The following is an 18700-nucleotide window of genomic DNA, read 5'->3' on the forward strand; positions in this document are numbered from 1 at the left end:
AACACTCGAAGTGGAATAGCACCATGACCACCCTCACCGGCGGCGAAGCGATCGTAAACGGGCTCGTTGCTCACGGAGTCGACACCGTATTCGGCCTACCCGGCGCGCAGGTCTACGGCCTCTTCGACGCTTTCCATCAGGCCCAGCTCAAGGTGATCGGCGCGCGGCACGAGCAGGCCTGCGGCTACATGGCCTTCGGCTATGCGCGCTCCAGCGGCAGGCCCGGCGTGTTCAGCGTGGTGCCCGGCCCCGGCGTGCTCAACGCCAGCGCGGCGTTGCTCACCGCCTTCGGCTGCAACGAGCCGGTGCTTTGCGTCACCGGCCAGGTGCCGACGCCATTTTTGGGCAAGGGCCGCGGCCATCTGCACGAGATGCCGGACCAGCTCGCGACCTTGCGCAGCTATGTGAAATGGGCCGATCGCATCGAATATCCCGGCAACGCCCCGACGGTCGTCGCGCGCGCCTTCCAGGAGATGATGTCCGGCCGGCGCGGGCCTGCTTCGGTCGAGATGCCCTGGGACGTCTTCACCCAGCCCGCCGACACCGCGGCTGCACAGCGGCTGGAACCGCTGCCGGCGCCGCAGCCCGATCCTGACCTGATCAAGCAGGCCGCCGCGCTAATCAAGACCAGCAAGGCGCCGATGATCTTCGTCGGCAGCGGCGCGATCGAGGCGCGCGAGGAGATCCTCGAACTCGCCGAGATGATCGATGCGCCCGTCGTTGCCTTCCGCAGCGGCCGCGGCATCGTCTCAAATGCGCACGAGCTCGGGCTCACCATGGCTGCCGCCTACAAGCTGTGGCCCACGACCGATTTGATGATCGCAATCGGCACCCGCGCGGAGCTGCCGGCCTCGGGCTTTCGCTGGCCCTATCAGCCGAAGGGACTGAAATCTGTCAGGATCGACATCGATCCGGCCGAGATGCGCCGGCTCGCTTCCGATACAGCTATTGTCGCCGACGCGAAGGCCGGCACGGCCGATCTCGTCGCGGCCGTGAAGAAGGCCGGCTATGCGAGAAGCCGCGGACGGCGCGGAGACATCCGCGAGGCCACCGCAACCGCGCAAGCGGAGATCCAGCGCATCCAGCCGCAGATGGCCTATCTCAACATCCTGCGCGAGGTGCTGCCGGCGAATGCGATCGTGACAGATGAATTGTCGCAGTTCGGCTTCGCCTCCTGGTACGGCTTTCCGGTCTATGAGCCGCGCACCTTCATCACGTCAGGCTATCAGGGCACGCTCGGCTCCGGCTTTCCGACCGCGCTCGGCGCCAAGGTCGCCAACCCCGACAAGCCGGTGGTGGCGATCACCGGCGACGGCGGCTTCATGTTCGGCGTGCAGGAGCTCTCGACCGCCGTGCAGTTCAACATCGGCGTGGTGACGCTGGTGTTCAACAACAACGCCTACGGCAATGTGCGCCGCGACCAGCGCGAACGCTTTGACGGCCGCGTGGTGGCCTCCGATCTCGTCAATCCGGATTTCGTCAAGCTCGCGGAGTCCTTTGGCGTGGCAGCTGCGCGCGTCACCGCGCCGGACCAGTTCAAGGCGGCGATGGAGAAGGCGCTCGCCCATGGCGGGCCCTATCTGATCTCGGTCGAGGTGACGCGGGACTCCGAAGTCAGTCCGTGGGCGTTCATTCACCCGCCGAAGCCGTAAACGAAGCATCATCGTTTCTGCTTTCCCTTCTCCCCTTGCGGGAGAAGGAAGATTAGCGCGTCCTGCGGAAGGTCAAATTGATCCGCTTCCGTCCGAGCAGCGCATGTTCGCCGTCGGCGAGCGGCGCGACGCCGTGATAGGTGAGCCTGCTAGCGCCGCCCCAGACCACGACGTCGCCATGCACCAGGCGGAAGCGGCGCGGCTTGTCGCTGCGCGCCAGGCCGCCGAACAGGAAGGTCGCGGGCAGGCCGAGCGAGACCGAGACGATCGGGGCCGAATAGTCGAGCTCGTCCTTGTCCTGATGCAGCGACAGCCGCGTGCCGGGCTCGTAGCGATTGACGAGGCAGGCATCGGGCGCAAATCCAGCGAAACCACCCTGCGCCGCCGCGCGGCGGGCGAGAGCCTGAAACACGGGCGGCATCGCCGGCCAGGGTGCGCCGGTTCGCGGATCGATCGGATCATAGCGATAACCGGTGTGATCGGTGATCCAGCCGCGCTCGCCGCAATTGGTCATGGCCACCGACATCTGGTAGCCGCCGGGCGTCGTCATGCGCCGGAACGGCGATTGCGCTACGATGGTGCGCACGGCTTCGATCAGCTCGCTCTCGATCGGCTTGACGAAGCCGCGCAGCAACACGGCGCCGTCGGCGATCTCCTCGCGCGATGGCTGCGCCTCGGCGACGCTGTCGAACAGATCACCCATCAATCGCAGCGCTCATTTGGCATCATGAAAAATCACACCCAGCGTGTGGCGCTGGCCGGACCTGATACGGCTGACGCCGTGACGCAGGTTAACGCGGTAGGTGCCGCGTGTCCCCTGCACCGGTCGGTGACGCACGGCGAAGGCGACGGCGTCGCCCTGCGCCAGCGGCACCACCTCGGCGCGGGACTGCATGCGCGGCCGCTGCTCGGTCAGCACGAACTCGCCGCCGGTGAAATCGCGCCCAGGCTCTGACAGCAGGATCGCGACCTGGATCGGGAACACGTGCTCGCCATAGAGGTCCTGATGCAGGCAATTGTAGTCGCCAGCCTCATATTGCAGCAGTAGCGGCGTCGGCCGGCTCTGGCCGGCCTCGTGGCAGCGCTTCAGGAAAGCTGCGTGCGCGGCGGGATAGCGGATGTCGATCCCCATCGCCTCGTTCCAGCGGTTGGCGACACCCTGAAGATGCGCATAGAGCGCCGGACGCATCTGCGCGATCAAGTCGGGGAGCGGATAGGAGAAATATTTGTACTCGCCGCGGCCAAAGCCGTGGCGGCCCATGACGATGCGGCTGCGGAAGTGCGTGTCGTCGGGATAGAGCGCGGCGACGGCGCGGCATTGGTCCGGCGTGAGCAGGTTCTTCAGGACGGCGCAGCCGTGGCTGTCGAGTTCGTTGGTGATCTGGGGCCAGTCGAGGATGTCGACGTGGCAGGCAATGTCGACGGATAGCTTAGGGGCTGATTTGCGTGCTGTTGCTGTCATGGCTACGACTCTCGCAATATGCCGCCCTCCGCCGCCACCCGATTTCCGACTATCTCCCCGTCATTGCGAGGAGCCCTTGCGACGAAGCAATCCAGAGTCCCACCACGGAACCAGTCTGGATTGCTTCGCTTCGCTCGCAATGACGATGGAGAGCTATCAGCCCCTCACCGGCAACGTCACCACGTCGTAGCCGTGCTTGATCGTGCGCTTCAGCACCGGATCTTCCAGCTCGAATTCGAACCGGCCGGCGGGGCGGATGCCGCCCTTGGCGGCGAAGGTGCCGCCGAACATGGCGCAGCCGTCGGGCAGCTTCCCGCCCGGAAAGCCGCGCGTGATGAGGTCAGGGACCGGGAGCATCGCATCGAGCGTGCCCTCCTGGTAGAGCACGCGCTCGCCCTTGATCCAGGCGTAGGAACGCAAAATCATCCTATCCCAATGGCCGATGACGTCCTCGAGCTCCCACAGTGTGGAGGCGATCGGCTTGTCGCACATCTGCTTTGAGACCGTGACGCTATAGGCCTCGACCTTGCGGTCGGTGTGATCGGAGCCGCAGCCGACGAAGATGCGTCCCTGCCAGCCGATCAGCACGAACTCGACCTCGCCGGACGACTCGCCGCCGGTACATTCGATGCGGTCTTCCATCGTCAGCCGCCGCGCCGAGGCGCGGTAGTAGATCGGCGTCGAGGCTGGCGGGGCGATGCCCATCTCTTGCAGCTCGGCGATGTGCTTGTCGCGCGCGACAGGATCGCGGCCGGTCCAGCCGGCGATGACGACCTGGTCGATCGCCAGCGTCAGCGGCGTCGTGGTGTCCTGGGCGTCGACGGTGAAGGTCAGGTCAAACACGGATCACGGCCTCCATGCCGGCAGCAAGCTCGAAGATACGGCGGTCGGATCCGCCCGCTCCGGCCAGCATCAGACCGACGGGAACGGCGCCCTGACGATGCGCAGGCAGCGAGATGGCGCAGCCGTCGATCATGTTGATCAGGGTGCAATTGCGCAGGGCACGCAGGTTCTGGGTGGTGAACGCCTTGTCGTCGGCGAGATCGGCAATCTTCGGCGGTGTGTTGGCGGTGGTCGGCAGCACCAGGGCGTCATAGGGCGCGATGCGTGCATTGACGCGGGCGATCAGCGAGCGGCGCTCGTTGAGCAGATCGATGTAGTCGGCCGCGCTCTGCGCCTCGCCGCGCATGATGCGGACAGCGACGCGTGGATCGTAGACATCGCCCTTGGACGTGATGAGATAGCGGTGCCAGGCATAGCTCTCGGCCGCGGCAAAGCCGCCCTTGGCGTTCATCGGGCCGATGTCGTGGAATTCTGCCATCTCGATGCGCTCGATGATGGCGCCGTGATCGGCGAGCGCCTTCAGCGCGCGCTCAAACGTCTCGGAGACTTGCACATCGAGGTCGTCGAGCGCGATCGTGGTCGGCACCGCGAGCCGCATGCCCTTTACGGGGCGCGGCTTCACCGCGGTGATCGGCTCGTTGGCGAGCACCGCATCGAGTATGGCACAGCAGCTGACCGATCGCGCCAGCGGGCCGATGCTGTCGAGCGAGAACGACAGCGGCACCGAGCCGTCGAGCGGCACACGGCGCTGCGTCGGCTTGTAGCCGACGATGCCGTTGAAGGCGGCCGGAATCCGACAGGAACCGCCAGTGTCGGTGCCGAGCGCGCCATGCGCCATGCCATCGAGCACGGACACCGCCGCGCCCGAGGACGAGCCGCCGGGCACGTGGCCTTCCGCCCGGTTCCAGACGCCCTTCGGGGTGCCGAAATGCGGATTGATGCCAATGCCGGAATAGGCGAACTCGGTCATGTTGGTGCGCCCGATCACGACGAAGCCGGCGCCGCGCAGCCGCGCAACCGCCGCCGCATCGTGTTCCGCCGGATCGGAATTGTCGAGCGCACGGGAGCCGGCGCGCGTCGTCTGCCCCTTGATGTCGAAGAGATCCTTGATCGAGATCGGAATACCGGCATAGCGCGATGGCGCGGCCTTGACCTTGCGCAAGCCGTCCATCGCGTCCGCCGCTGCGAGCGCGGCGTCCTTGTCGACATGGATGAAGGCGCGCTGGCCCTCGCCGGCGGGATCGGCGATCCTGGCGATGCAAGCCTCGACCAGCTTGCGGGAGGTGGTGCGGCCGCTTTCGAGGTCTTCGGCGAGCTTCGCCAGCGTCGGAAAATCGGGCATGTCTGTCTCACGGAATATTGGCGCGCGCAATCTATAGCGCTGGCTCAGTTCGACACAAGCATTGTGCGCATGATGGCATGCATGCGCATTGCTGGACCGTTGACGCACTATAGTCGATTGTCGCATCAAGATCGAAACAGGCGGGCGCGAAGCCTGTCTCTTGGGAGGAGCTGCCCATATGGCCGAACCGCAGCGCGCGCGACCGAAACCAACGCCGGAAACCCAGCATTTCTGGGACGGCACGAAAGTCGGCGAATTGCGCCTGCAGCGCTGCGACGCCTGCGCGCATGTCTACTTCCCGCCGCGCCCGTTCTGCCCTTCCTGCGCCTCGCGCAAGGTCTCGGTGTTCAAGGCGAGCGGCAAGGGCTTTCTTTACAGCTACGTGATCAACCATCGTCCCGCTGCGCCCGGATTCACGCCGCCGTACGCGATCGCGGTGGTCGAGCTCGCCGAGGGGCCGCGGATGATGAGCAACATCATCGACTGCCCGCAGACGCCGGAGGCACTCGAGCTCGACATGAAGCTCGAGGTCGCCTTTGAGAAACTCGACGACAAGATCACCCTCCCCGTTTTCCGTCCGGCGAAGGGGTAAGCCATGCGCAAGAACCAGGTTGCCGTCGTCGGCGCGGCCGAGACCACCGAGCTCGGTGTCATCCCCAACGCCTCGCAGCTCCAGCTCCACGCCGACGCAGCGCTCAATGCCATCGCCGATGCCGGGCTGAAACTCTCCGACATCGACGGCTTTGCCACCGCGGTCGAAACGCCGCAGCAGGTCTGCCATTATCTCGGCATCAAGCCGACCTGGGTGGACGGCACTTCGGTAGGCGGCTGCTCCTTCATGCTGCACGTCCGCCACGCGGCCGCGGCGATCGAGGCCGGCTTGTGCAATACCGTGCTGATTACCCATGCCGAGAGCGGCAAGTCGATGATCGGCAAATTGCCGCGCTCGACACCGGCAGACAGCCTCAACGGCCAGTTCGAGGCGCCCTATGGGGTCTACGGCCCGCCCAGCATGTTCCCGATCCCCGTGCTGCGCTTCATGAAGACCTATGGCATCACGCATGAACAGCTGGCTTCGGTCGCAGTGGTGCAGCGGGAATGGGCGGCGAAGAATCCGCGCGCGATGATGAAGGACCCGATCACGGTCGCCGATGTCCTCAACTCGCGCATGATCGCCTATCCGTTCCGCCTGCTCCAATGCTGCCTGGTCACCGATGGCGGCGGCGCGCTGATCCTGACCTCGGCGGATCGGGCCAGGGACTTTCCGCGCAAGCCCGTCTACATCATGGGCACCGGCGAGAGCGTGGAAACACCGATGGTCAGCCAGATGGAGACCTTCAACTTCTCGCGCGCGTTCAAGACCGCGGGGCCGCTGGCATTCAAGGAAGCCGGCATCGTGCACGGGGACGTCGACCATCTCATGATCTACGACGCGTTCGCACATCTGCCGCTGTTTGGTCTCGGCGATCTCGGCTTCATGCCCTATGAGGAGACCGGACAGTTCATCGCGGACGGCAACACGCGGCCGGGGGCCAAGCTGCCGCTCAACACCAATGGCGGCGGATTGAGTTACATGCACTCCGGCATGTACGGCATGTACGCGCTTCAGGAGAGCGTGCGCCAGATGCGCGGCATCGCGCCAGCGCAGGTCGCTGGCGCGAAGATTTCGGTGTGTCACGGCGTCGGCGGCATGTTCGCGGCATCAGGCACGATCGTGTTTACGAACGAGAGGTAGTTCACATGAGCAAATCACTGCAGGACAAGGTCATCATCGTCACCGGCGCAGGCCGCGGCATCGGGCGGGAGATCGCGCTGCTGTGCGCCGCGGAAGGTGCCAAGGTCGTCGTCAACGACCCCGGCGGCGCCGCCGACGGCGCCGGCTCGAACGCGGCGCCCGCTGAAGAAGTGGTCGAGGAGATCAAGAAGCGCGGCGGCGCTGCGGTTGCGAACTTCGAGTTGGTGGCCGAAGCGATCCCCGCCAGCAAGATCGTGAAGACCGCGACCGATCATTTCGGCCGGCTCGACGGCGTCGTCAACAATGCCGGCATCTTGCGCGACATGATTTTCCACAAGATGAGCGTGGAAGCGTTCGAGGCCGTCATCAAGGTGCATTTGATGGGCTCGTTCTACGTCTCGCATGCCGCGGCGCGGATCTTCCGCGAGCAGGAGTCGGGCTCCTTCGTGCACTTCACCTCGACCTCCGGCCTCATCGGCAACTTTGGACAAGCCAATTACGCCGCCGCCAAGCTCGGCATCGTCGGGCTTTCCAAATCGATCGCGCTCGACATGGGCCGCTTCAACGTCCGCTCCAACTGCGTCTCGCCGTTCGCCTGGACCCGCATGATCGGCACCATTCCGACCGAGACCGAAGCCGAGAAGGCGCGCGTCGAGAAGATCAAGCAGATGGGGCCGGAGAAGATCGCCCCGCTCTGCGGCTATCTGCTCTCAGATCCCGCCAAGGACGTCACTGGGCAGATCTTTGGCGTGCGCATGAACGAGATCTTCCTGTTCAGCCAGAACCGTCCGATCCGCTCGGTGCAGCGGAGCGAAGGCTGGACGCCGCAGTCGATCGCGGAACACGGCATGCCGGCGCTGAAGGGATCGTTCTACAAGCTCGACCGCTCCGCCGACATCTTCACCTGGGATCCCGTCTAGCGCGTTTCCGGCATCCCTGCCCTGCGATCTCTGGCTGCCTCGGCCAGAGATCGCCCCGTTTTACGCCCGAATGCGGGCGGATGGTGCCCTCCCAACAAACTTTGGGAGGAAACCATGACAAGAATACTGACCAACCCCGACATCTTTGCCACCGGCGGCCTCGGACGCCGCACTCTCCTCAAAGGCACGGCGGCTCTCGCCGCCTCCGCCGTCCTCGCCTCGCGGGCCGACGCGCGCGACTTCGGCGCCAATGCCGAGCCGCAGCGCTATCCCGACCCCGACATCGTCGTCATCGACCCCAAGCGCTTCAAGGCGAAGGTCGGCAACACCGCGATCAAGCGGCTCTACACCGGCTGCCTGTGGGCGGAGGGACCGGCGTGGAATGCGCAGGGGCAATACCTCGTCTGGAGCGACATCCCAGCCAACCGCCAGCTTCGCTATCTCGACGACGACGGTCACATCTCCGAGCAGTTCCACAAGCCGTCGAACGAAGCCAACGGCAACTCGTTCGACACCGAAGGACGCCAGATCAGCGCCGAACGCACCCGCCTCGTCCGCTACGAACACGACGGTTCGGTAACGGCGCTGGCCGAGCAGGCAGGCGGCAAGCCGCTCAACGGCCCGAACGACATGGTGGTGCATCCCAACGACAAGGCGATCTGGTTCACCGATCCCGGTTATGGCGCGATCAGCATCTACGAAGGCAAGCTTGCCAATACCGGATCGCTGCAACCTCATCAAAAGGAAGCCGTCTATCGCTTGGACACGCAGACCGGGCAGGTCGCGAAGGTTGCCGACGAGCCGTTCAAGCCGAACGGCATCGCCTTCAGCCACGACTACAAGAAGCTCTATGTCTGCGACACCGGCATCACGCATTACCCGCAGGCTGAGAACGTGGTGTGGTCCTACGACATCGACGGCGCCAAGCTGTCGAACCCGAAGAAGCTGATCGACATGAAGCTCGACAGCAAGTCAGGCTTCCCTGACGGCTTGCGCGTCGACACCGAAGGCAACATCTGGGTCGGCGCCGGCTGGGTCGGACCCGGCTATGACGGCGTGCAGGTGTTCGCGCCGACCGATGGTGCGCGCATCGGCCAGATCCTGCTGCCCGAGACCTGCGCCAATGTCTGCTTCGGCGGCAAGAAGCGCAACCGCCTGTTCATGACCGCGAGTTAGTCGCTCTATGCGGTGTATGTGGAGACGCAGGGCGCGCATTTCTGTTGATGCGCTCCGCACTCTCACCACGCGTCATGGCCGGGCTTGTCCCGGCCATCCACGCACTGCCGCAAGTGAGGAAAGACGTGGATGCCCGGGTCAAGCCCGGGCATGACGAGCGAGGGTGTGGCGGCTGCGTCGCCCCTATCCCGTGTTCCTCAGCCCCGCCGAGATGCCGTTGATCGTGAGCTGGATCCCGCGCAGCACCTGCTCGTCCGGGTTCTGCGCGCGGTGCTCCTTCAACAGCTCGACCTGCACATGATTGAGCGGGTCGAGATAGGGGAAGCGGTGGCGCACGGAGCGCTCCAGCAGCGGATTGCTCTGAAGCAATCGATCCTGGCCCATGATGTCGAGCAACGTCTCGATGCAGGAATGCCACTCGCGACGGATGCGGCCAAAAATCTTTTCGCGCAGGGCTTCGTCCGGCACGAGCTCGGCATAGCGCGAGGCGATGGCGATCGAGCTTTTCGCCAGCACCATGTCCATGTTCGAGAGCAGCATGCGGAAGAACGGCCATTCCCTGTAGAGCTCTTTCAGGAACGGCATGCCCTGGTCGGGATGATCAGCGATCCACTGCTCGACCGCGCTGCCAAAGCCGTACCAGCCCGGCAGCATCAGGCGGCATTGCGCCCATGAGAACACCCAGGGGATCGCACGCAGATCCTCGATCGCGCGGGTCTTCTTGCGCGAGGCCGGGCGGCTGCCGATGTTGAGCGTTGCGATCTCGTTGATGACGGTGGAGGCCCAGAAATAATCGACGAAGCCGTCGGTCTCGTAGACGAGGCCGCGATAAGCCCTGAAGGCGAGGTTCGACAATTCGTCCATTGCGGTCAGATATTCGCGGCGCGGCGCGCTCTGGCGCGGATTCAGAAGACTCGCCTCCAGCGTCGCCGCGGCGAGGATCTCCAGATTGTTGCGGCCGACCTCGGCGTTGGAATATTTCGACGAGATGATCTCGCCCTGCTCGGTGATGCGGATCTGGCCGTTCACAGCACCGCCGGGCTGCGCGATGATGGCATCATAGCTCGGGCCGCCGCCGCGGCCGACCGAGCCGCCACGGCCGTGGAATAGGCGTAGGCGGACGTGATGCCGCTCGAACACCTCGACGAGCCCGATCTCGGCCTTGTAGAGCTCCCAGCCCGAGGTGACGAAGCCGCCATCCTTGTTGCTGTCGGAATAGCCGAGCATGACCTCCTGCACGCTGCCGCGGCTATCGACGAGCCGGCGGTAATCGTGCAGCGACAGCATGCGGTCCATGATGCCGGCGGAGGCCTGCAAATCCTCGATGGTCTCGAACAGCGGCACGATGTTGATGGCGCTGCGCCCGGAGGGATGGACGAGACCGACCTCCTTCAAGAGCACCGCGACCTCGAGCATGTCCGACATGCCCTTGCACATCGAGATGATGCATTGGGGAATGGCGTCCGAACCGAACTTTGCATGCGCTTCCGCGGCGGCATGGAACACGTTGAGCTCGCCCATCGTCTCGTCGCTGTACTTGACGAAGGGCGACACCAGCGCGCGCGTTGAGCGCAATTCGTTGGTGAGTAGCGAAATGCGGGCATCCTCGCCGAGCGCGAGATAGGACATGCCGGGGTTTGCAGCGTCCATCAGCTCGGCGATGGTGCGCTCATGCACGGCAGAGTTCTGGCGGATGTCGAGCCGCGCCAGATGGAAGCCGAAGCAGTCCACCGCGCGCCGCAAGCGCCGCAACCGGCCGCGGGCGATGACGCGGGCATTGTTGGAAATCAGCGAGCGGTGCAGCACGTCGAGATCGGCTTGCAGCTCCCTGACGCTCTCGTAAGGCTTGCCCTTTCCGACCGGCCGGCGGGTGATCTCGACCTCGAGCTTTTCGGCGGTCGCGGTGAGGCGCGCATAGATGCCGGAAACCGCGAGGCGATAAGGCTCGCCGCTTCGGTGCGGCGAGGTGTCCGGCGAGCGCTCCGCCAGCGTGCGCAGCTCCTCGGAGACATCGGCGAGATGCGCGGCGATCGACAGCTCGGAGCCGAGCACGTGCAGCTCGTTGAGATAGAACTGCATCACGCGGCTCGACTGCAGCCGCAGCGTGCCGCGCATGACGTCGGCGGTGACGAAGGGATTGCCGTCGCGATCGCCGCCGATCCAGCTACCCATGCGCAGGAACGAGGCGAGCTCGCTTGCCGCCTGCTCGCCGCCCTCCTCCAGCCGGTCTTCCAACGCGTTGACCAGGCGCGGCACCTCGCGCAGGAAGGTGTAGTCGTAGAACGACAGGCCATTGGAGACCTCGTCGAGCACGGTGAGCTTGGTCCGGCGCAAGAGATTGGTCTGCCACAGCGTCAGCACCTCGCGGCGGAGCTGCTCGTCACTGGCGGCGGCCTCCTCCGTGGTCAGCGCGACGCGCTCGCGGCGATCGAGCAGGGCTGCAATCTCCATCTCGCGGTCCATGGTGCTCTTGCGGCGGACCTCGGTCGGGTGCGCGGTCAGCACCGGGCTGACCAGCGCGGACTTGAAGAAGTTGCGCAGCGCGTCGGGGCCGATGCCTGCCGCCTTGGCGTGGGCGAGCGTTTCCGCCAGCACGCCGGAGCCGCCGTTTTTGCCCGCGCCGCGGGCGCGCATCTGGCGGATGTTGTTCTGGTCCTCGGCGATGTTGGCGAGGTGGGAGAAATAGCTGAAGGCGCGGACGATCCGCACCGTCTCGGAGGTCGACATGCCGTCGAGGATCTGCTCGAGCTCGCGGCGGGCGAGCCGGTCCTCGTCGCGATGGAACCGGATCGAGGTCTGGCGGATGCGCTCGACCAGGTCGAACACGTCAGCGCCCTCCTGGTCGCGCACGGTATCGCCCAGAATGCGCCCGAGCAGGCGGATGTCATCGCGCAGGCGCGCATCCGCTTCCATCGCCTGGACGTCCTCCGGGCGGTTGGGGCGATGCTCAGTGGCGTCGGATGATATGGTCTGGAGGGACATGGCTCGCTCCCCTTTAAGAGCTCCCTGGCTCCTCGGTCCGGAGGAGTGTGCGATATTTTTCTGCCGCAGTGCAAGATGAACTTGGTGGCGGCGCGGCAGAACGCCGTGCACACGTCCTCGGTCTCGCGGCGCAGGCGCCCGAGCTTTGCTGTCGGTTTCGCCCTCATCGAGAAGAAAGGGCGCAGGGAAGGCCGGGCGCCGGCTGGCACCCAGGGTCCGCACGCGAGAAACGCACGCGGGGTGACCACAGGTGACGCCGGGACATCCCGGCCTTCCCTGCGCAATGGTTTTACGGCTTATGGCGCGCTCTCCCCGGGGAGCGATGCACTATTGCCCCCGTCGCCTTGCGGATGACTGATGCGCGCACCCGGTCGGGCCGCTTCACCACCGCAAGCCTTGACGCACAGACCCCGGGCGTCAGGACCACACGCTTTTGCCGCCGCGGACGTCCCTCCCAAACGTTCGGAAGCTCGCGCGTGCTCGCCCCCGAAGCCGAAAGGAAACGCTGTGACCGCGCCGTGTCGATCGCGCGGATCGCGATGGCTCACAGGCGTAGCCCGCCCTGCCACCCCGTCACGCGCCGGCGCTACCGCGTCCATCGCATCCCGGCCTACGTATCGTGACGATCGCGAAACGTCCCTTTGACGGACCGGGATGCCTTGCGGTTTAACCGAAGGCGTGAATTCGGTCAATCAGAATAATTCGCGCCGGGTCGCTTGACCTTCATGTGGCGTGTTTTGCCCGACGGTAACGCGAGGAATTGGGGGCGAAAGGCGGCGCTCCCTGCGGGCGACCTCCGGCCTTGGCTCAGCGCCTTCAATTGCGCTGTGCGGTCCAGTAGCCTGAACAGCGCGCGTTTCCTGAATGGCCGCTCCACGTCCCGCGGCCAAAATTGCCCGAGAGCCTGCCTGAGCCGGAGGCGAATTTGTCCTGAACTGTCACCGACGCCCGGACTGCGCCGGAACGCGCCACATAGCCTCTGAACCTGACTAAATTCGGATGTGTAACTATTCCGTTGGTGATGTTGACGGTGAAATTATAGGTCGCATCGCAAGGTCCTCTTTGCGTCACGAAAACGAGGTCCCAGGCGCCGTCGAATGCAGAGCGGGCTTGCGCGACGGAGTGGAAGGCGATCAGGCAGCCCACGGTCGCCACACAGGTGAAAAGCTTCTTCATTGTCTGCTCCAAGCTGTCTCCCACACATGGCGAGCGGAGCTGGCGAGTTCAATGCGGCTCGCCGGTGGGCCGGAGAAGTAATGTCGGCTGCGGGTCCGAATGCGAAGAACTCAACCTGAGCAAATCTAATCCGCGATGACTTCCTCAGCGAGCCTTAAGGGGGTGCGCCGCTACTTCGCTGATCGGCCAGAAGCGGACTAGATTAATGCTCTGCATTTCGAGGTTGCGGCGCCAGCGGACGTTTAGGCCGATATGATCTAGCCGCAAAGGAAGACCGACTCGACTTGGCCACGCGCTTTCCAATAGGCTCCTGCTTTCCAATTACAACTAGCGGGCAGCGAAATGGCTGAAAGAATTGATGTCGAGGTTACCGGCAAATCGCAGTTTGAAGTCGCCTACGAAATGGCGAGATTCATTCTCATCAATATGGAAGGTCGTCAGGTGAAAAGCATAAAGCGGCAAGAGTTCTTGCATTTGGTAGCTGACTGCATCGAGGCCTTGCGCGGCATCAAGGCCAAGGAGATTATCAGCTAAAGGCTTGCACTCCTGCAGCGACCGTCCACCCGCATTCTGCAACGCCCGCCGCAAATTTTTGTGGGAGGTCTTGGAGAGCACGGAGGATGGGTTGAGCCCTTGCGAAACCCATCATGCTTCGTCACAGGCGGAGGGATTGATGGGTTTCGCTGGCGCTCTACTCATCGGGCTGCGACCGTGTTCAACGTGTCAAGCCTGTTCAACGAAAGTCCGCCCTGGTCATAAGCCGCCAGTGATGGGCGATTTCCGCTCTGCCGGCGAAGAGCCCGCGTTTGTGGCAGGGCTATCGCATATGCCTTTCGAGCGATCTGAGTGCACGCCTCGTCCTTCGAGACGACCGCTTCGCGGTCCCTCAGGATGAGGCTGAACGGCATCGGCTCCCGCAGAAACTGCTGCCACACACTCCGCCCTCATCCTGAGGGTCCGCCAGGGGCGGGCGTCTCGAAGGATGCGCCGCGGGAAGACCGCCTGAAATGCGATAGTCCTGATCTTTCTGGGTACGCGCGTCCTAAGCCGGCACGATCACCTTGCCGATCGGCCAGAGCGCGATGCCGGCGAGCTTCAGATGGGCCCAGGCGAAGGGGATGCCGATGATGGTGACCGCGAGCACCAGCGCGGTCACGAGGTGACCGAGCGCCAGCCACCAGCCGGCCAGCACGAACCAGATGATGTTGCCGATCACCCCGAGCGGGCCGGTGCCGATATCCTCGACACCCGTGACCTCGTAGCGGCTGACCGCCTTCGAGCCGAACGGCAGCAGCGTGTAGACGGCGATGTTGAACGCCGCCCGCGCCCAGGGCAGGCCTATGATGGTGACGGCCATGATGATCGCAGCGATCAGCCAGCCGAACGCCATCCAGGCGCCGCCGATCAGGATCCAGAGCAGGTTGAGCAGGATGGAAACGGGAGCCATGGGATGATCCGGAAGTGGATGACCACGTCTATATAGGCTCGAAATCTGTCGCCGCTAAGACTGTCCGATCGGCGCAACCGGCTACCGCCCCTCGAATTTCCGGTCGCGCTTCCAATGTTTCCCCATCCGTTATCTCGTAGGGTGGGCAAAGGCGCGTTTGCGCCGTGCCCACGATCAATACCTGCGACCGTCCTGGTGGGCACGCTCCGCTTTGCCCACCCTACGGCACTACCGACTGCGGCTAGATCTTCCGTCCTGCCTGCTCCCAATAGGGATCGCGCAGGCGGCGCTTGAAGATTTTTCCGGAGTCTTCGCGCGGCAATCCCGAGCGGATCTCGATGTGCTTGGGCACCTTGTAATCGGCGAGCGAGGTCTTCAGCCGCGCACGGACGGAAGCTTCATCGAGCGTGACGCCGGATTGCGGCTCGATCACCGCCATCAGCGCCTCACCAAACTCGGCATCGGGGATGCCGAACACCGCGCAATCGTGCACGCCGGGCACCGCGTGCAGCACGGATTCGATCTCGGCCGGGTAGATGTTGACGCCCCCCGAGATCACCATGTCCCGCTTGCGGTCGCAGATGAAGACGTAACCCTCCTCATCGATATAACCGACGTCGCCGGAGGTGATGAAGCCGTCGCGATCGATCTCGGCGCGCTTCTCCGGCTTGTTGTGATAGGTGAAATCGGCCATCCCGGCCATGCGGGAATAGATCTCGCCGATCTCGCCGACGCCGAGCACGCGGCCGTCCTCGCCGAGGAAGCGCAGCTCGGCGCCGGGCGAGATCTTGCCGACCGTGCCGGGCTTCTTCAGCGCGTCCTCGGAGGTTGCGAAGGTGACGGCGCCGGATTCGGTCGAGCCGTAGAATTCGTAGATCACCGGCCCCCACCATTCGATCATGGCGCGCTTGACGTCGGCCGGACATGGCGCGGCGGCATGGATGACGTGGCGCAGCGAGGAGACGTCGTATTTCTTGCGCACCTGCTCCGGCAGCTTCATCAGGCGGATGAACATGGTCGGCACCATGAAGATGGTGTCGATTTTGTAGCGCTCGATCAGCTGCAAAAACTCCTCGGCCTCGAAGCGCGGCAGCAGCACCAGCGCGCCGCCGAGCTTGCCGGCACGGATGCCGAATGAATTCGGTGCGGAGTGATAGAGCGGGCCCGGCAACAGCGCGCGGGCGCCGGGCTTGAGCCCATAGATCATCGCGCGCATGCGTTCGCCGGCGGCCTGCTGCTCAGGCGTCGGCGCAGTGCGGCGTACGCCCTTGGGATGGCCAGTTGTTCCGGAGGTGTAGATCATGTTCATCGGCTGTGGCACGACCGGGCCATCATAAGGCTGGTGCTGCGCGAGCCAGGACTCGAAATCGATCGCAAAGTCCGGCGTCGCCAACTGATCGGGATCAATCCTGTAGTTGGACAGGATCTCCGGCGGCGTCGGCACGCTGAGCACGGTGACGCCGCTTGGGATCGCATCGCGCAAGGCGTGCAGCATGTCGGCATGTCCGATCAGCACGGACGTGCCGGTATCTCCGAGGATGTAGCTGATCTCCTCCGGCTTGAAATGCCAGTTGATCGGCACGCCATAGGCGCCGAGCCGCATCGCGGCATAGGCGGCCTCCAGGAAGACGATGTCGTTGCGCATCAGCATGCAGACGCAATCGCCTGGCTTGACGCCGAGCTTGGCGAGGCCGGAGGCGATGCGGTCGGCACGACTGGCGATTTCGGCGTGGGACCGACGACGGTTGCCGGAGACGATGCCGAGGAATTGGGACGTTTCGCTCATTTTTGTTTTCCGATCTTTCGTCGGGTTAAGAAATGTGGAGGCCACCAGCTCGTCATTCCGGGACGATGCGAAGCATCGAGCCCGGAATCCATTTCACCTCAGAAAATGCGGCTCGATGGATTCCGGGCCTGCGCCTACGGCGCATCCCGGAATGACAAGTTGCTAATCCGCAAACTTCGGCGCGCGCTTCTCCAGATTGGCGCGCACCGCCTCGGTCTGGTTCGCGCTGCCGATCAGCTTCTGCTGCTCGACGGATTCGGCGAGCAGCGCGGGGCCGGGATCGGCCGAGAGATTGTTGAGCAAACGCTTGGCGGCACGGATGGCATCGGAACTCTTGCCGGCGATCTCGCGCGCGATCTCGAATGCGGCGGCACGCGGGTCGTCGCAGATGCGCGTGGCGAGGCCGTAGGTCATCGCCTCCTGCGCCGAGAAGATGCGCCCGGTGTAAGTAAGCTCGCGCAAGATATCGTCGCGCACGAGCGAAGCCAGGATCGGCGTGCCCGCCATATCAGGGACGAGGCCCCATTTGATCTCCATCACCGACATCCGCGCATCCGCCGAGAGAAACCGCATGTCGGCGCCGAGCGCGAGCTGGAAGCCGCCGCCGAAAGCGACGCCGTGCACGGCCGCAATCACCGGCACCGCCAGCTGGCGCCAGCCCCACACCGCCTGTTGCGGGAAGTTCGCCTGGCCATGGGTGCGCTTGGTGAGGTCACGATTTTCGCCACCCGGAATTCCGTTGCCACCCTTCTCCTTCATGGCGGCAAAGCGCCCCATGTCGAGGCCGGCGCAGAAGGCGCGCCCCTCGCCGGACAGCACGACGACGCGTACGCTCTTGTCCTTCGAAAGCCGCTCGGTTGCGGCGACAAGGGCCTCGAACATAGCCTGATCCAGCGCATTCATCTTGTCGGCGCGCATCAGGCGCACGTCGGCGATGCCTTCCGAGATCGAGATCGAGACGCGCTCTTCCATGGATGAATTCTCCCCTGTTCTTGTTCGGTGCCGCTTTACAGGAAGCCGGCGGCCGGATTTAGTCAATCGACCAATTAACTGACAATCCGTACGGGAGAAACAGCCATGTTCAAGGAAAATCTTCTGGCCGGACGGCGCATTCTCGTCACCGGCGGCGGCACTGGGCTTGGCAAGTCGATGGCGGCGCGGTTCCTCCAGCTCGGCGCCGAGGTGCACATCTGCGGCCGGCGCAAGATCGTGTGCGACGAGACCGCGACGGAGCTGATGGATCTCTATGGCGGCCGCGTCACCAGCCACGGCGTCGACATCCGCAACGCGCTCGCGGTCGAGGAGATGATCGAGACCATCTTTCGCGACGGTCCCCTCACCGACCTCATCAACAACGCCGCCGGCAATTTCATCTCGCGCAGCGAGGAGCTCTCGCCGCGCGGCTTCGATGCCGTCGCCAACATCGTCATGCACGGCACGTTCTACGTCACCCATGCGATCGGCAAGCGCTGGATCGCCTTGAAGCAGCCCGGCAACGTCGTCTCGATCACCGTGACCTGGGTGCGCAACGGCTCGCCCTACGTGGTGCCATCGGCGATGAGCAAGTCGGCGATCCACGCCATGACGATGTCGCTCGCAACCGAATGGGGCCGCTACGGCATCCGGCTGAACACGATCGCGCCGGGCGAAATCCCGACCGAAGGCATGAGCAAGCGCATCAAGCCCGGTGATGAAGCCGGTGCGCGGACCAAGGCGATGAACCCGATGGGGCGCGTCGGCACCATGGAGGAACTGCAGAACCTCGCAGTGTTCCTGATCTCCGGCGGCTGCGACTGGATCAACGGCGAGACCATCGCCATGGATGGCGCGCAGGCGCTCGCGATGGGCGGCAATTTCTATCAGCTCCGCGACTGGAGCGACGACGACTGGAAAGCCGCGCGCGAGAGCATCATGGCGCAGAACGAGAAGGACCGGGCGAAGCGGGGGTAGTTATCGTCGTCCCGGCCTAGTGCGCAATTGCGCACGGGGGCCGGGACCCATAGCCACCGAATTGGATTTGGCGAAGATTGGTCATGACCTGTCTTCGCCAAATTGCGCTCGATGGCAATGGGTCCTGGATCGGCGCTCCGCTTCGCTGCGCTTGTCCAGGACAACGAGAATTTTCGATGGTCGTCCCGGCGAAGGCCGGGACCCATACGCACTGAATTTTGCTTGGCGA

16 protein-coding genes are annotated in these 18700 nt (G+C 64.4%); 6 read left to right on the forward strand and 10 right to left on the reverse strand.

Features of this window, described 5'->3' with window-relative positions; all coding sequences use genetic code 11:
* The first annotated feature begins 23 nt into the window (after window positions 1-23).
* Window positions 24-1652 carry a thiamine pyrophosphate-dependent enzyme gene (locus ACSKB8_RS39580; RefSeq protein ID WP_438109905.1) on the forward strand — a complete coding sequence of 543 codons (1629 nt, stop codon included), beginning with the start codon at window positions 24-26 and terminating at the stop codon, window positions 1650-1652.
* 52 nt (window positions 1653-1704) lie between these two features.
* On the opposite strand, the gene alkB is transcribed toward ACSKB8_RS39580, so the two are convergent.
* From alkB to ACSKB8_RS39600, 4 genes are all read right to left on the reverse strand, one after another.
* Window positions 1705-2358, reverse strand: a complete 654-nt coding sequence (alkB, locus tag ACSKB8_RS39585) for a DNA oxidative demethylase AlkB (RefSeq protein WP_438109907.1) — start codon at window positions 2356-2358, stop codon at window positions 1705-1707.
* A 9-nt stretch (window positions 2359-2367) separates the two neighbouring features.
* Complete coding sequence (locus tag ACSKB8_RS39590; RefSeq protein WP_438109909.1) at window positions 2368-3114, reverse strand: 2OG-Fe(II) oxygenase; 747 nt, start codon at window positions 3112-3114, stop codon at window positions 2368-2370.
* A 156-nt stretch (window positions 3115-3270) separates the two neighbouring features.
* Window positions 3271-3957: a DUF2848 domain-containing protein gene (locus ACSKB8_RS39595; protein WP_370985187.1), complete on the reverse strand. Its 687-nt coding sequence runs from the start codon at window positions 3955-3957 to the stop codon at window positions 3271-3273.
* A complete protein-coding gene (locus ACSKB8_RS39600; protein ID WP_438109911.1) occupies window positions 3950-5299 on the reverse strand; it encodes an amidase in 1350 nt (449 codons plus the stop codon). The genes ACSKB8_RS39595 and ACSKB8_RS39600 overlap by 8 nt, the downstream gene beginning before the upstream one ends.
* A gap of 178 nt (window positions 5300-5477) precedes the next feature.
* Between ACSKB8_RS39600 and ACSKB8_RS39605 the strand changes: the two genes are divergently transcribed.
* The 4 genes from ACSKB8_RS39605 to ACSKB8_RS39620 all read left to right on the forward strand — a co-directional run bounded on the left by ACSKB8_RS39605 (window position 5478) and on the right by ACSKB8_RS39620 (window position 9130).
* Entirely contained in the window at window positions 5478-5891 is a 414-nt protein-coding gene (locus ACSKB8_RS39605; protein ID WP_091897396.1) for a Zn-ribbon domain-containing OB-fold protein, read from the forward strand.
* A gap of 3 nt (window positions 5892-5894) precedes the next feature.
* Window positions 5895-7034 (forward strand): thiolase C-terminal domain-containing protein, encoded by a 1140-nt coding sequence (locus tag ACSKB8_RS39610; protein ID WP_438109914.1) that lies wholly within the window; start codon window positions 5895-5897, stop codon window positions 7032-7034.
* A gap of 5 nt (window positions 7035-7039) precedes the next feature.
* Window positions 7040-7954, forward strand: coding sequence for an SDR family oxidoreductase (locus ACSKB8_RS39615; protein WP_438109916.1), 915 nt, complete (start codon window positions 7040-7042; stop codon window positions 7952-7954).
* Window positions 7955-8068: 114 nt separating this feature from the next.
* Entirely contained in the window at window positions 8069-9130 is a 1062-nt protein-coding gene (locus tag ACSKB8_RS39620; RefSeq protein ID WP_438109918.1) for an SMP-30/gluconolactonase/LRE family protein, read from the forward strand.
* Window positions 9131-9313: 183 nt separating this feature from the next.
* Here ACSKB8_RS39620 and ppc read toward each other — a convergent pair whose 3' ends face one another.
* The 6 genes from ppc to ACSKB8_RS39650 all read right to left on the reverse strand — a co-directional run bounded on the left by ppc (window position 9314) and on the right by ACSKB8_RS39650 (window position 17493).
* Window positions 9314-12112 (reverse strand): phosphoenolpyruvate carboxylase, encoded by a 2799-nt coding sequence (gene ppc / locus ACSKB8_RS39625; protein ID WP_438109920.1) that lies wholly within the window; start codon window positions 12110-12112, stop codon window positions 9314-9316.
* An 816-nt stretch (window positions 12113-12928) separates the two neighbouring features.
* Window positions 12929-13288 carry a hypothetical protein gene (locus ACSKB8_RS39630; protein WP_438109921.1) on the reverse strand — a complete coding sequence of 120 codons (360 nt, stop codon included), beginning with the start codon at window positions 13286-13288 and terminating at the stop codon, window positions 12929-12931.
* A 327-nt stretch (window positions 13289-13615) separates the two neighbouring features.
* Window positions 13616-13903: a hypothetical protein gene (locus ACSKB8_RS39635; RefSeq protein ID WP_438109923.1), complete on the reverse strand. Its 288-nt coding sequence runs from the start codon at window positions 13901-13903 to the stop codon at window positions 13616-13618.
* 427 nt (window positions 13904-14330) lie between these two features.
* A complete protein-coding gene (locus ACSKB8_RS39640; RefSeq protein WP_370985179.1) occupies window positions 14331-14735 on the reverse strand; it encodes a YccF domain-containing protein in 405 nt (134 codons plus the stop codon).
* A gap of 241 nt (window positions 14736-14976) precedes the next feature.
* Window positions 14977-16521 carry an acyl-CoA synthetase gene (locus tag ACSKB8_RS39645; protein WP_438109925.1) on the reverse strand — a complete coding sequence of 515 codons (1545 nt, stop codon included), beginning with the start codon at window positions 16519-16521 and terminating at the stop codon, window positions 14977-14979.
* Between the two features lie 162 nt (window positions 16522-16683).
* Window positions 16684-17493 (reverse strand): crotonase/enoyl-CoA hydratase family protein, encoded by an 810-nt coding sequence (locus tag ACSKB8_RS39650; RefSeq protein WP_438109927.1) that lies wholly within the window; start codon window positions 17491-17493, stop codon window positions 16684-16686.
* Between the two features lie 105 nt (window positions 17494-17598).
* Here ACSKB8_RS39650 and ACSKB8_RS39655 point away from each other — a divergent pair, with 105 nt between their 5' ends.
* Window positions 17599-18471: an SDR family oxidoreductase gene (locus ACSKB8_RS39655; RefSeq protein ID WP_128942983.1), complete on the forward strand. Its 873-nt coding sequence runs from the start codon at window positions 17599-17601 to the stop codon at window positions 18469-18471.
* Window positions 18472-18700 lie beyond the last annotated feature (229 nt).

Origin of the sequence: Bradyrhizobium sp. BR 1432 (genome assembly GCF_051547705.1) — a bacterium.
In the GTDB taxonomy this organism is placed as follows: Bacteria; Pseudomonadota; Alphaproteobacteria; order Rhizobiales; family Xanthobacteraceae; genus Bradyrhizobium; species Bradyrhizobium zhanjiangense.

What these genes read in the sequence shown, in the direction of transcription:
- ACSKB8_RS39590 (WP_438109909.1), bottom strand. Translation starts at nt 3,114, where the DNA reads ATGACAGCAACAGCACGCAAATCAGCCCCTAAGCTATCCGTCGACATT.
- ACSKB8_RS39650 (WP_438109927.1), bottom strand. Translation starts at nt 17,493, where the DNA reads ATGGAAGAGCGCGTCTCGATCTCGATCTCGGAAGGCATCGCCGACGTG.
- ACSKB8_RS39600 (WP_438109911.1), bottom strand. Translation starts at nt 5,299, where the DNA reads ATGCCCGATTTTCCGACGCTGGCGAAGCTCGCCGAAGACCTCGAAAGC.
- ACSKB8_RS39630 (WP_438109921.1), bottom strand. Translation starts at nt 13,288, where the DNA reads ATGAAGAAGCTTTTCACCTGTGTGGCGACCGTGGGCTGCCTGATCGCC.
- ACSKB8_RS39615 (WP_438109916.1), top strand. Translation starts at nt 7,040, where the DNA reads ATGAGCAAATCACTGCAGGACAAGGTCATCATCGTCACCGGCGCAGGC.
- ACSKB8_RS39655 (WP_128942983.1), top strand. Translation starts at nt 17,599, where the DNA reads ATGTTCAAGGAAAATCTTCTGGCCGGACGGCGCATTCTCGTCACCGGC.
- ACSKB8_RS39605 (WP_091897396.1), top strand. Translation starts at nt 5,478, where the DNA reads ATGGCCGAACCGCAGCGCGCGCGACCGAAACCAACGCCGGAAACCCAG.
- ACSKB8_RS39580 (WP_438109905.1), top strand. Translation starts at nt 24, where the DNA reads ATGACCACCCTCACCGGCGGCGAAGCGATCGTAAACGGGCTCGTTGCT.
- ACSKB8_RS39640 (WP_370985179.1), bottom strand. Translation starts at nt 14,735, where the DNA reads ATGGCTCCCGTTTCCATCCTGCTCAACCTGCTCTGGATCCTGATCGGC.
- ppc (WP_438109920.1), bottom strand. Translation starts at nt 12,112, where the DNA reads ATGTCCCTCCAGACCATATCATCCGACGCCACTGAGCATCGCCCCAAC.
- ACSKB8_RS39610 (WP_438109914.1), top strand. Translation starts at nt 5,895, where the DNA reads ATGCGCAAGAACCAGGTTGCCGTCGTCGGCGCGGCCGAGACCACCGAG.
- ACSKB8_RS39645 (WP_438109925.1), bottom strand. Translation starts at nt 16,521, where the DNA reads ATGAGCGAAACGTCCCAATTCCTCGGCATCGTCTCCGGCAACCGTCGT.
- ACSKB8_RS39620 (WP_438109918.1), top strand. Translation starts at nt 8,069, where the DNA reads ATGACAAGAATACTGACCAACCCCGACATCTTTGCCACCGGCGGCCTC.